General features: G+C 73.5%; 7 protein-coding genes. 2 read left to right on the top strand and 5 right to left on the bottom strand.

Annotation, left to right across the window (positions count from 1 at the left end; translation table 11 throughout):
• Positions 1-217: 217 nt before the first annotated feature.
• A complete protein-coding gene (locus CLT75_RS13915; RefSeq protein WP_209310456.1) occupies positions 218-3,115 on the bottom strand; it encodes a glycoside hydrolase family 48 protein in 2,898 nt (965 codons plus the stop codon).
• A gap of 856 nt (positions 3,116-3,971) precedes the next feature.
• On the opposite strand from CLT75_RS13915, the gene CLT75_RS13920 reads away from it, so the two are divergent.
• Positions 3,972-5,465 carry a GH1 family beta-glucosidase gene (locus CLT75_RS13920; protein WP_135241056.1) on the top strand — a complete coding sequence of 498 codons (1,494 nt, stop codon included), beginning with the start codon at positions 3,972-3,974 and terminating at the stop codon, positions 5,463-5,465.
• Positions 5,466-5,567: 102 nt separating this feature from the next.
• Here the strand turns inward: CLT75_RS13920 and CLT75_RS13925 are convergent, their stop codons facing one another.
• From CLT75_RS13925 to CLT75_RS13935, 3 genes are all read right to left on the bottom strand, one after another.
• On the bottom strand, positions 5,568-5,990 hold the full coding sequence (locus CLT75_RS13925; RefSeq protein WP_013287300.1) for a roadblock/LC7 domain-containing protein: 423 nt from the start codon (positions 5,988-5,990) through the stop codon (positions 5,568-5,570).
• Positions 5,987-8,554, bottom strand: coding sequence for a sensor histidine kinase (locus CLT75_RS13930; protein ID WP_486485171.1), 2,568 nt, complete (start codon positions 8,552-8,554; stop codon positions 5,987-5,989). Before CLT75_RS13930 ends, CLT75_RS13925 begins: the two co-directional genes overlap by 4 nt.
• 121 nt (positions 8,555-8,675) lie before the next feature.
• Complete coding sequence (locus CLT75_RS13935; RefSeq protein WP_135241058.1) at positions 8,676-10,046, bottom strand: FGGY family carbohydrate kinase; 1,371 nt, start codon at positions 10,044-10,046, stop codon at positions 8,676-8,678.
• 260 nt (positions 10,047-10,306) lie between these two features.
• Here CLT75_RS13935 and CLT75_RS13940 point away from each other — a divergent pair, with 260 nt between their 5' ends.
• The gene (locus CLT75_RS13940) at positions 10,307-12,226 is read left to right on the top strand and encodes a chorismate-binding protein (protein WP_135241059.1); all 1,920 of its coding nucleotides are present in this window, start codon (positions 10,307-10,309) and stop codon (positions 12,224-12,226) included.
• Between the two features lie 66 nt (positions 12,227-12,292).
• Here CLT75_RS13940 and wrbA read toward each other — a convergent pair whose 3' ends face one another.
• Positions 12,293-12,910 carry an NAD(P)H:quinone oxidoreductase gene (wrbA, locus tag CLT75_RS13945; RefSeq protein ID WP_120569050.1) on the bottom strand — a complete coding sequence of 206 codons (618 nt, stop codon included), beginning with the start codon at positions 12,908-12,910 and terminating at the stop codon, positions 12,293-12,295.
• Between the last annotated feature and the right edge of the window lie 46 nt (positions 12,911-12,956).

Raw genomic sequence — 12,956 nt, forward strand, 5'->3', positions numbered from 1 at the left:
CGTGGACCGCTGATTTTTCCGTGCCTTTTCGCGCCATGGGTCGTCGCCGGGCGGAGTGGTGGGCCGGCCGGTCCGCTGCGTCGGCCGGACGGCCGGCCCACCCGGCCTGACCGTGGGCGTCAGGCCGTTTCGCCGACCCGGCCGCTCCGTTCCCCCATCGGCCGGGTCGGCCTCCTCCGCGGGCGGGTTCGCACCCGCCCGCGGAGGAGGGGTCACCTCACCCTTGCGGGAAGTAGGTGCCGTAGTCGGCGTACGCCATGGCGATGTCCGCCTGTGCCCAGAACCGGTGGTAGTTGAAGACCGGCTCGGGACCGCCGTCCAGGTACGCCTGCACCTTCGGCCAGTCCGGGTCGTTCTTGTAGAACGAGCGGATGTCCAGGAAGCTCTTGCCCGGGGCGATCGCGTCGCCGTTGGGCATCTTCCCGGTCCAGCCGTTGGGGATGTAGAGACCCTGGCCGTCGGCGGCGTTGTAGACGTCGTCGAAGCGCTTGTAGTCGCCGCGCTTCTCCGGCGTCGAGACGCCCTTGCTGTCGGCGGACGCCGAGAGCGCGTCCAGCAGGCCCTTGGCGGTGTTCTTCGCCGCGGTGTTGCCGGACTTGGCCGCGTACGCGATGAGCGTGCGGGCGTAGGCGCCGGCGACGCCGACGTCCTGACCCTTGACCGTCACCTCGACGTGCAGGTTGGTGTTCGGCTGCGGGCTGCTCGGGTTCCAGTTCGCCGGCTGGCCGGTCCACTTCATGTCCGACGGGATCGACCAGTTGGTGCCGACAGTGGTGTTCGCGATGGCCCACGGCACCCACTTGTCCAGCAGCGCCTTGGCCTTCGCGTTGCCGGTCTCCAGGTACAGCTCGGCGATGCGCTGCATCGACCAGGCCTGCATGCCGAACCACTGGTTCGACGGCGGGTCGTTGTAGACCGGGTCGACGTCGTAGTACATGCCGTAGAAGGTGGCGGTGCCGGCCGGCGGCTGGGCGTAGCTGCCGTCCCAGCTGTTGGTGGCGCCACCGGCGATGCCGCCCTCGGCGGACTGGAGCCAGGTGTAGAACTCCAGCTGCCGGTCGAGGCTCTTCTGCCAGTCGGAGACCGCGGTCGGCGACTTCGGCTTCAGCTCCGCGACGTTGGTCATGGCCCAGGCCGCGAACGGGTTCTGGTAGCCGAAGTGGCTGTGGCTGGAGCCGATCCGCCACGACCAGTTCTGCGAGGCGTCGTACGCGCCACCCCAGGCGTAGTACCAGGAGAGCAGGTAGTGCGCCGAGTCACGGCCGCTGCCGGCCGGGCAGGTGGACGCCCCGACGCAGTTGCCGATCTTCTTGAAGTACTTGTCGAACAGCGCGTAGCGCAGGTAGTCGCCCATCTTGGCGGCCTTCGCCACGGTGGCCGCCACGTCGGCCTGCTTGCCCTGCGCCTTGGCCCAGGTCAGCGCCCAGTAGGCGGCCTGGACGGCACGCGCGTCGGCGTCCGGCGCGTTGGTGTACTTCCACTGCTTGGCCGGGGCGCTGGACTCCTTGACGAACAGGTCCAGGTAGCCGTTCGGGCCGCCGTGCTTGAACGTGTCGCAGGACGGCTGCGGCACGGTCTCCCACACCGACTCCTGGGTGCCCCGCTGGAAGGTGTTGATGTACGCGGGCCGGGTGGTGCCGTCGCCGCAGCGGCCGTAGCCGTAGGTGTTGTCCACGTCGAGCAGCCAGTGCATGCCGTAGATGTCACCGGTGCCGTAGGTGGACTGCAGCTCCGAGCGCAGCGGGTCCTGGCCGACCGGGACGCTGGCCTCCAGCGCCGACGGGTACTGGCTGGGCAGGTTGTGCTCGGCGGCGTACTGCGGGGTGCCGGGCGAGCCGGCTGTCGCCTGGTCTGAATGATTCGGAATAATATATTTTTCCATCACCGTCCAGGCGTTGTTGAACGGGGCCCAGTTCTGGGTGACCCGGCCGTACTGCGCCTCCAGCCAGAGCCAGAAGCTGAACGCCTCCGAGGTGGTCTCGTGGCCGTGGTCGGGCGCCTCGACGATCAGCGTCTCGATCGAGTGGTACGGCACGCCCTCGGGGCTGAAGTAACCCGAGTTCTTGATCTTGCCGTACTGGTCGAGGAACTTCTTGATGTAGGCGTTGTCGCCGCCCGGGGTGTCGTTGTCCGCCTCGGTGGCGACGACGGAGATCGGGGCGTAGCCGGTGGCCGACGCGGTGATCGTCGCGGTGCCGCCGACCGTGTCGGAGTCCTCCGCGGCGGAGACCGTGGCGGTGACGCCGGTGCTCCAGTTGCTCGACGTGAGCGTCAGCGTGGACGGCGAGACCGTGATGTCGCTGTCACCGGTGACGGCGAGGGTCACCGGCACGTTGGCCGTGGGCGCCGCGCTGAGCGTGTACCGGACCGTGGCGCTGCCGCCCTCGGCCACGGTGACCGCCGACGGGCTGGCGACCAGCTTCGGGCCGCTCGCCGCGGTGACGGTGAACGACTTCTCCGAGACGGCGCTGCCGCCCGCGTTGTCGTACGCCTTGGCCTGCACGGTGTAGCTGCCCGCCGGCAGGTCGAGCAGGTCGTAGCCGTACGGCGCGGTGGTGTCGGTGTTGACCAGCAGGCCGTTGCGGTAGAACTCGACCTTGCTGATGGTGCCGTCGGGGTCGCTCGCGGTCGCGGTCAACGGGACGTCGGCCGGCGCCTCGAACGGGCCGGACGGCACGCTCAGGGAGACCGTCGGCGGCTGGTTGGTCTGCGCGCCGTTGCACGCGACCCCGTTGAGGGTGAACGCGGTGGGCTTCGGGTTGCTGCCGCTGTAGCTGCCGTTGAAGCCGATGCTGGTGGACGCGCCGGTGGGCAGGCTGCCGTTCCACGACTCGTTCGTCGCGGTGACCTCGCTGCCGGACTGGCTCCATCGGGCCGACCAGCCCTGAACCACGCGCTGGCTGCTGTTCGGGAAGGCGAACTTCAGCGACCAGTTGTTCAGCGCGTCGCCCAGGTTCTTGATGGTGACGGTGGCGGTGAACCCGTTGTTCCAGTCGCTCGTCGCATAGGTCACGTCGCAGGCGGGTGCGGCCTGGGCGGCGCCCGCGGGCAGGGCCACCCCGCCTATGACGAGGGCGGCGGCGGCGACCATCGCCGTACGGCGACGTCTGGCCAGAAGTCTCATGTGGGCGGTGTCTCCTCGGACCGGGCCGGGACCGTGGGGCCCCGGCGGGGCGCCTCCACGCGTCGACGGGGCGTACGCGGGGGGACGGAGGCGTCCGGAAAGGTGGTCGTCCCGGCCGTGCCGGGGATCGGGGCGCCGCACCGGTTCGTCACCGGGTGCCCTCGGCGGCCCGCGCTCGCGTTCACTGGCTCCGCGTGGCGTGACGAGAGTGTGACATGGAAGCGCTCCCACCACAACGGCCAGCGCAGATACGCGCTTCCATGTTTCGATCTCGTTTAGGGGCTTTTCCAAACCCGTGACGGGCGTTACAGTCGCAGCATCGCCGATGGGAGCGCTTCCATCGACGGTGATACAAGTACTGGATCGCCGGGTGCACCCGTGCCCGGCGCGTCGGCCCAGAGGCCGACGGCGGACCAGCCCGGACGCCGCCGCCGGCCGTCACCCGCCAAACGGAGGGAGGTGGAACCAGAGCCACTCGCGTGGCCCGGCTCCCGCGCGACGCGCACGACGGACGCCAATTCCACTTCGTGCGTGTGTGCACCATCGGTGGGGACGGGGGTTGCCCTCCCCCGTCCCCACACTAAACCCCCGTTGTCGACGGCAAAAGAGGCCGACGGGACAGGCGTGACACGCCACCCGGACGGCCTTTCTCGCTATCCACCCCACCCCTCGCCGCTCACGCCGCCGCGAGCGACGTTCCCGAGCGACGCCCCCGCCCACCCACTTTCCGGCCGCCCGCCGGCCGCGCCGCACCTCGCCGCGACCGCCGGATCGGGGCCGGCCGCTCCCTGGCTATGATGGGAGCGCTCCCGGCCCAGGGCGGCCCGTCACTCCGAGGAGAAACCTCATGTCGTTACTCACCCGACGGCGCCTGCTCCGCCGCGCCGCCCTGTCCGCGACCGCGGCCGGCGCGGCCCGGACCGGGCTCGCCGGCGCCACCGCGGCCGGGATCGCCGCGTCGACAGTCGCGCTCGGCGGCTGCGACAGCCCGCCCGAGCGCACCACCGACCCGGAGCCGGACCGCGGGCTGCGCTTCCCCGACGGCTTCGCCTGGGGTGCGGCGACCTCGGCGTACCAGATCGAGGGGGCCGCCAAGGAGGACGGGCGGGGTGAGTCCGTCTGGGACACCTTCAGCCACACGCCGGGCCGGATCCGCAACGGCGACACCGGCGACGTCGCGGCCGACCACTACCACCGGTACGCGCAGGATCTGGACCTGATGCGCGACCTGGGACTGCGCAGCTACCGGTTCTCCATCTCCTGGCCGCGCATCCAGGCCGACGGCTCCGGCCGCCCCAACCAGCGCGGCCTCGACTTCTACCGCCGGCTGGTGGACGGGCTGCACGAGCGCGACATCGCGCCGATGGCCACGCTGTTCCACTGGGACCTCCCCCAGGCCCTGCAGGACGCCGGCGGCTGGGAGAACCGGGACACCGCCGAGCGCTTCGCCGAGTACGCCGACGTGGTGTTCCGCGCCCTCGGCGACCGGGTGCCGGTCTGGCTGACCGTCAACGAGCCGAAGACGGTGGTGCAGAACGGCTACATCTGGGGCCACCACGCGCCGGGCATCCGCGACGAGGACGCGGCGTACCTGGTCGCCCACCACCTCCAGCTCGCCCACGGCCTCGCCGTGCAGGCGCTGCGCGCCTCCGGCCTCACCGGCCGGATCGGCCCGGCGCTCAACCTGCACCCCTGCTACCCGGCCGACGACTCCGCCGAGTCGGCCGCCGCGACCCGGCTCCACGACGGCTACGAGAACCGCCTCTACCTCGACTCGATCTTCAAGGGGGCGTACCCGCAGGACGTCCTGGACGACCTCGGCCCGGACAGCCGGATGGTCCGCGGCGTCCGCGACGGCGACCTGAAGATCATCTCCAGCCCGGTCGACCTGCTCGCCGTGCAGTACTACACGCCGCTCTACGTCACCGGCGCCCGCGACACGGTCCGCAAGTGGCCCACCTCCGAGGCGGAGTGGCAGCAGATCTACCCGGAGGGCATGTACGACATCCTGACCCGGGTCACCCGCGACTACGGCCGGGTGCCGATCACCATCACCGAGAACGGCCTGCCCTGCCCCGACGTGCCCGGCCCGGACGGCACCGTCGACGACGCCGGGCGGGTCGCCTTCCTGCGCGACCACTTCGCCGCCGCCCACCGGGCCGTCGGCGACGGGGTGCCGCTGGAGAGCTACCACGTCTGGTCGCTGCTGGACAACTTCGAGTGGGCCGAGGGGTACGAGCAGCGCTGGGGCCTGGTCTACGTGGACTACGCGAGCCAGCGCCGGGTGCTCAAGCGCAGCGCCCACTGGTACCGCGACGTGATCCGCCGCAACGGCCTGTGAACGGCGCGCGTCCGGCCGGCGGTGTGCCGGCCGGACGCACGCCGGGCGGATCAGCGCGGGTAGCGCCGCCGAGGGATCAGCGCGGCTAGCGTCGGCTGCGGATCAGCGCGGCAGCGCCTGCTGGAGTTCGGCGCGCAGCGCCGGGGTGAGCATCTCGCCCGCCTGCTTGGCCAGCCGCGCCATCTCGTAGCCGACCACGCCGATGTCCGCGTCCGCCCCGGCCAGCGTGGCCAGGATCGAGCCGTCCCGGATCTGCATCACCAGGAAGTAGCCGCGCCCCATCTCGACCACCGTCTGCTTGACGACGTCACCGTCGAACATCTGGGCCGCGCCGGCGGTGATGCTCATCAGGCCGGATGTCACCGCGGCGAGCTTGTCCGCGTGGTCGCGCGGCAGGTGCGCCGAGATCGCCACCAGGAGCCCGTCGGAGGACACCACCACCGCGTGCGCCACCCCGGGAACGCGCTCCGCGAACGCGTTCACCAGCCAGCTCAGGTCGCGTGCCTCCTGGCTCAACGTCGTCACTGTCGTCGTCCTCCTTCATCGCGCGGCAGGTACATCTCGGTGGTCTCCTCGGCCTCGGCCCGCCGTACCCCGCTGTAGAGGCGCGACAGCATGCCGCCGACCGCCTCCGGGTCCGGCTCGTGCCGCACCACCGGACGGTCGGCCGGGGCGGCCGAGGAGAGCTGGGCCATCGGCACGCGTACCGGCAGGCCCCGCTCGTTCGTCCCTCCGGTCACCGGCGTCGCCGCCGGCGCCGGCGTCACACCCAGCGCGGACGAGCCCGGGCCCTGCCGGCTGAACCACCCGCCGCCCGCCGCACCGGCGTCCGGGGTCAGCACGTCCTCGGCCCGTCCCGGGCGGGGACGCGGCGCGGGCACCGGCGCGGCGGCCGGCGGCGGGGCGGCCCCGGCGTCCGTGCCGTCGCCGAGCGGCCGGCCGGTCAGCGGGGACACCGGCAGCGCGGCGGGCCGTCCCGGCGCCGGGCGCCAGCCGGCCACCGGCAGTTCGGCGGTGGCCGCGGCGAGCGCGCCGGACGAGGCGACCGGACCGGTGAGCATCTGCGGCTCCGGCCCGCGCACGAGCCGGCCCGGCGCCGGCTGGCCCGCCTCCGGCGCGGGCGCCTCGGCCAGCAGCTCGACCGGGATCCGCACCCGCGCCACCAGGCCCTCCCGGCCGGCGCTCAACCGCACCCGTACGCCGTGCCGGGCGCTGAGGTGGCTCACCACGAAAAGGCCCATCCGTTCCGAGGCCGACACGTCGGCGGCCGGCGGCTCGGCGAGCACCACGTTCGCCTCGGCCAGCGCCGACGGGCTCATGCCCAGCCCTTCGTCGACGATCTGCACGAGCGCGCCCCGGCCGTCCGGCTCGACCACCACCCGCACCGCGGTGTCCGGACGGGAGAAGGCGGTGGCGTTCTCCAGCAGCTCCGCGAACAGGTGCACCAGGTCGCCCACCGCGTGCCCGACGACGTGCAGGTCGGTCCGGTTCTCGTGGCGCACCCGCTGGTACTGCTCGATCTCCGCGCTCGCGGCCAGCAGCACCGCGCCCAGGCCCACCGGACGGTTCCACCGCCGGGTCGACTCGGTGCCGGCGAGCACCAGCAGGCTCTCGTCGTTACGGCGCATACGGGCGGCCAGGTGGTCGAGCTTGAACAGGTTCTCCAGCTGGTCCGGGTCGCTCTCCTCGCGTTCGAGGTCGTCGAGCAGCTCCAGCTGCCGCTCGACGAGGACCTGGCTGCGCCGGGCCAGGTTGACGAACATGGCGTTGACGTTGCGCCGCATCATCGCCTGCTCCACAGCGACGTCGACGGCGCTGCGGTGCACCGCCACGAACGCCTCCGCCAGCTCGCCGATCTCGTCCTGCGAGTCGATCACCGCGGGCGGTACGTCGATCGTGCCGATCGGCCGGTCCACAGTGCGCAGCCGTTGCAGCGTCAGCGGCAGGTCCACCTGCGCGATCCGCAGCGCCTGGCCGCGCAGCTGCCGCATGCCGCGGGCCACCGACCGGCCGACCAGCAGCGAGATCAGCACCGCGGACAGGAGCACCGTGGCGATCGCGCCGGCCACCAGCAGCGTGTCGCGCAGCTGGCGGGCGCTGGCGTCGTCGGCCTGGCGTACCGCGTCGGCGACGATGTCGCTCTCCAACTGGCGGAACAGTTCCTGCCGCTGCTCGCTGGCCGCCCACCACTGGGTCGCGTCGAGCAGGGCCGGCTTCGCGTCGCCGCCGCCGGGCAGCGTGCGCTCCTCCATCCGGGTGGCCGCGACGAACGCCGGGTCGACCGAGGTGCGGTCGTAGCGGCGGATCTGGTCGGCGGTCGCCGCGACCCGGAACGCGCCCAGCGCGGTGAGCTGCTGGGCCCGCAGGTCGCTGAGGGTCACCTGGTCGTCGGCCTCGTACCGGCCGGCCCGGGCGGCGGCGTAGAGCTCCGCGCGGATGCGCGACGACAGCTCCTTGACCCGGGAGATCTGCACGTACCGCAGCACCGCCTCGGTCAGCTCCTGCCGGCCGCTGCCGGGCGTCGGCTCGGCCAGCAGGTTCAGCAGCGCCGCGACGGACCTGTGGTAGTTGCTCAGCACGGTGTCGCTGGACAGCACGGCCGGCGCCACCGCCGCGCGGATGTTCACCACCTGGTCGTACGCCTCGAGCGCCTCGGAGTAGGACACCCGCCAGGCGGCGTCGGCGTCGGCCAGCGGCGCGGCCGCGTCCCGCAGCTCGGCCATTGCGCGGTCGGTGGCCTCCTGAAGGGGCCGGAGCGCGGCCACAGCGGCGTCCCGGTCGGCGCCGGTGCCCGCGCGGCGCAGCGCGGCCAGTTCACCGGCGGTGCGGTCCCGCTCGTGCTGGAGCCGGTCCACCGCGGTGGAGATCTGCCGGCCGATGCCGACCTGCTCGGCGAAGGCGCTCAGCGTGGTGGTCTGCCCGACCAGGCCCCGGGTCTGGATGCCGGCCAGGACCAGGAACGCCAGCGACGGGATCACCAGCACCGTGGCGAGCTTGGTGCCCATCCGCCAGTCCCGCAGCCGGAACCCGGAGCGCCGCCGGTGCGGCTGAGGGGCCGCGCCGCGAACCGGGTCGGGACCTGCGCCCACGGTTGCCTCCTCGTCCCGCCCCACCACGTCGGGGAGCGGAGTCCATCCAATCAGGCCGTCGGTCGCTGTCAACGGCCGCCCGGACGGCATGACCAGGACGGTCAGCGCCTCGGGTGGACGGTCACGCGTGCGAGGCGGCCTCGTCCGTCCGGCCGATCCCGGCGATGTCGTCCGCCTCCGCGACCCGGCCGAGCGCGATGAGCGCGGCGCCGGTCGCGCCGATCTCCGGGTTGCGTTGCCAGCACACCCGGCGGGGCGCGAGCACGTCGAGGAACGCCCCGCGCCACCACGGCGAGGCGGTCAGCGCCCCGCCGCCGAGGACCACCTCCATCGGCTCGCCGATACCGGCCTCCAGCAGCGTCAGGTCGTCGGCGACGAGCCGGCACAGGCCGCTCATCAGCCCGGCCAGGATGTCCACGGCTGTGGTGCCGAAGCTCAGCCCGCGCAGCTCCCCCGAGCCCGCCGGGGCGGTGCCCGGTGGCCGGTCGCCGCCGAAGCGGGGATTGGCGCGCACCGAGCCGGCCGAATGGTCGAGCGCCGCCTCCAGCTCCCGGCCCTCCGGCAGCCGCAGCTCGCGCGCCGCCCAGGCGAACAGGTTGCCGCCACTGGAGTACGCCGCGCCGGTGACCACGTGGTTGTGGTCGACCCGGTACCGCCAGAGCTGCTCCGGCAGCGGCGGCGGCTCCGCGCCCGCCGGCACCGCCTGGATCATGCGGACCGCCGCCGAGGTGCCGACGGTCACCGCCGCGCGGGTCGGGTCGACGCAGCCCGAGCCGACGTTCGCGGCCGCGCCGTCGCCGACCGGCGGCGCCCACCGCGCGCCGGCCAGCTGCGGCCAGCGCCGTGCGTACGCCGCGTTCAGCCGGCCGTGCCAGCCGTCCGGGGCCAGCCGCAGCATCTGATCCGGGCGTACGCCGGCCAGCTCGCACGCCTCCGGATCCCAGTCCAGGCGCCGCAGGTCGAGCAGCCCGGTGCCGGAGGCCAGCGAGATGGACATCGGCGCATCGTCGAGCAGCGTGCCGAGCGCGTACTCGGCGAGCCCGGTGAAGCGGGCGGCCCCGTCGACGCGCTCGCGCAGCCAGGGCAGCCGCACCGACCAGTAGCAGCGGTGCCACCACGTGCCGGTACGCCTGTGGAAGTCGTCCGGGTCGGCCGGCCCGGTCGCACCGGGAAGCGGCTCCGGCCGGGTGTCCAGCCAGGTCAGCACCGGCCCCGACGGTGTGCCGTCGGCGGCCAGCGGCAGCACCGAGTGCCACTGCGCGGAGGTCGCCACCAGGTCGACGTCCCGCAGGTACCCACCGGCGGCCAGCTCGTCCACGCACTCGATCAGGCACGCCAGGTAGGCCGCACCGTCGAGCGTCCCGCTGCCGTCGTCGCCGGTGACCAGGGGCACCCGGCGCCGGGCCAGCGCGCCCGGGCGCGGCACCGCGTCCGCGTCGAGCACCAGGCCGCGCACCGAGGAGGTGCCCAGGTCCAGAGCGAGAATGTCCATCGCCGGTCAACCTACCCGGCGGGACCGGCGGCCACGCCAAGATCCGTACCCGGTGCCGCGCGATCGGGTTCCCCGGGCTCCCGCCGATCGCGTACAGTGACCGTCATGCCCGCGCACCTGTCCTGCTGGTGGCCCGCCGACCCGGCGGCCCATCCCCGCGCGTAGCTTTCCCACGCGGCCGCCCGACGAGGCGGCCGCCGGTCTCTCCCGGCATCCCGGGTCGCCTTCACCGGCGGCCACCGGCCCACCGAGGAGACCCGATGACCCGCCCGTCCGACCCGCTCGCCGCCGTCGCCGCCGGCCGCGACCCCGGCCCGTTCGCGCTCGTCCGCCGCGAGGGCGCCGACCACGTCGACCTGTTCACCGGCCCGGTACGCACCGCCGGCCTGCTCGCCGACCTGCCGCTGCCCGAGCACGGCACGGGTCCGCACACGCTGGCCCTGGTGCCGTTCCGGCAGGTCACCGAACGCGGATTCGAGTGCGTCGACGACGGGTTGCCGCTGGAGTTCCTGACGGTCGAGGAGCACCGGCGGATACCGCTGGCCGACCTGCTCGACGACCTGCCCGACGCCGAGGTGCGCACCCGCGACGCGGGCTTCGACATCGCCGACGACGAGTACGCGGCGATCGTGGAACGGGTGCTTGCCGACGAGATCGGCCGCGGCGAGGGCGCGAACTTCGTCATCCACCGCACCATGCGCGCCACCGTGCAGGGCGACCCGCTCGCCGCGGGCCTGGCCGCGCTGCGCCGGCTGCTGCTGCGCGAACGGGGCGCGTACTGGACGTTCCTGGTGCACACCGGCACCCGGATCCTGGTCGGCGCCAGCCCCGAGCGGCACGTCAGCGTCGCCGACGGGCTGGTCGAGATGAACCCGATCAGCGGAACGTTCCGGCACCGGGGCGGGACCGTCGACCGGGCTGAGCTGCTGCGCTTCCTGCACGAGGAGAAGGAGGTGGAGGAGCTGTACATGGTGCTCGACGAGGAGCTGAAGATGATGGCCGTGGTCGCCGAGCGCGGCGGCCAGGTGGTCGGGCCGTACCTGAAGGAGATGGCGCACCTGGCGCACACCGAGTACCTGCTGGCCGGGCGCTGCTCCCGGGACGTGCGCGACGTGCTGCGGGAGACCATGTTTGCGCCGACGGTCACCGGCAGCCCGATGGAGAACGCCTGCCGGGTGATCGCCCGGCACGAGCGCGCCGGCCGGCGCTACTACGCCGGGGTGCTCGCGCTGCTCGGCCGCGACGAGCAGGGCCGGCAGACGCTGGACGCGCCGATCCTGATCCGTACCGCCGAGATCTCGCCCGAGGGCGCGCTGCGCGTGCCGGTCGGCGCCACGCTGGTCCGGCACTCGACCACCGCCGGGGAGGTCGCCGAGACGCACGCCAAGGCCGCCGGGGTGCTGGCCGCGCTGGGTCTCGGCCCGGACGCGCCGCGCTCGGCCACCGAACCGGCCGTCCGGTACGCCGACGACCCGGAGGTACGCGCCGCGCTGGCCGCCCGCAACGCCCCGCTGGCCCGGTTCTGGCTGGAGCAGCGGGAACCGGGGGCGCTCGCGCTACGCGGGCTGGCCGGACGCCGGGCGCTGATCGTCGACGGCGAGGACACGTTCACCGGCATGCTCGCCCACCAGCTCGGCGCGCTGGGCCTGGCGGTGACCCGGCGGGACTGGCCGGACCCGGGCCCGCTGGACGGCTACGACCTGGTGGTGGTCGGCCCCGGCCCGGGTGACCCGCGGGACGCGACCGCGCCGAAGATGGTGGCGCTGCGGGCGCTGCTGACCGAGCTGCTCGCGTCCGGCCGGCCGACGCTCGCGGTGTGCCTGGGCCACCAGTTGCTCGCCGGGCTGCTGGGTCTGCCGCTGCACCGCCGGGACGCGCCGTACCAGGGGTTGCCGCGGGACGTGCCGGTGTTCGGAACGACGCGGCGGGTCGGGTTCTACGCCAGCTTCACCGCCCGCGCCGACGCCGACCGGGTCGCCGGACCGTACGGCCCGGTCGAGGTGTCCCGGGATCCGGCCGACGGCGCGGTGCACGCGCTGCGCGGCGCGGGCTTCGCCGGGGTGCAGTTCCACCCGGAGTCGGTGCTGAGCCAGGACGGCACGAGGGTCCTGGCGGACCTGCTCGGGCATCTGCTCGACCGGCCGGCGCTGAGCGCGCATGGAGCGGCCGATCGCGGGTAGGGCACTGGCGACCGGTGGTCCGGGCGGGTTCGAGAGCCCCCGCCCGGCCACCGGTCGCCAGTCGGGTCAGCCGGCCATGCCCCGCTTCAGCGCGGCACCCATGAGCACGGCCCGCTTGGCGGTCAGCGCGGTGGCGGCCAGCGCCACGTGGTCCGGGGCGACCTCACCGTTGTTGCTGGTGTGCGAGGCGCCGTACGGGTTGCCGGCGACGAACTGGCTCGGGTCGGTGTAGCCGGGGGTCACCACGATGCCGCCCCAGTGGTAGAAGACCGTGTACAGCGACAGCAGCGTCGCCTCCTGGCCGCCGTGCGACGTGGCGGTCGAGGTGAACCCGCTGTAGACCTTGTCGGCGAGCGCGCCGGCCGCCCAGAGCGGGCCGGTGGTGTCGATGAACTGCTTGAGCTGGGCGGCGATCATGCCGTACCGGGTCGGCGAACCCATGATGATCACGTCGGCCCAGGACAGGTCGTCCGGCTGCGCCTCCATCACGTCCTGGGTCTCCAGCCGGTGCGCCTGCCAGCCGGAGTTGGAGCGGATCGCCTCGTCGGGCGCCAGCTCACGTACCTTGCGCAGACGCACCTCGGCGCCGGCCTCCCCCGCCGCCTCGACCGCCGCCTGCGCCATCTGGTAGGTGATGCCGGTCGCGCTGTAATAGATCACCGCGACCTTGACCTGGCCATCCATCAGACGTTCCCTCCTCGTTTCGGGTCAGCTCCGGCGACTACCCGTT

The organism is Micromonospora sp. CNZ285, from assembly GCF_004637285.1.

Excerpts from the sequence above, each read along its gene's own strand:
- CLT75_RS13920 (WP_135241056.1), top strand. The coding sequence starts at position 3,972 with ATGTCGTTACTCACCCGACGGCGCCTGCTCCGCCGCGCCGCCCTGTCC.
- CLT75_RS13935 (WP_135241058.1), bottom strand. The coding sequence starts at position 10,046 with ATGGACATTCTCGCTCTGGACCTGGGCACCTCCTCGGTGCGCGGCCTG.
- CLT75_RS13940 (WP_135241059.1), top strand. The coding sequence starts at position 10,307 with ATGACCCGCCCGTCCGACCCGCTCGCCGCCGTCGCCGCCGGCCGCGAC.
- wrbA (WP_120569050.1), bottom strand. The coding sequence starts at position 12,910 with ATGGATGGCCAGGTCAAGGTCGCGGTGATCTATTACAGCGCGACCGGC.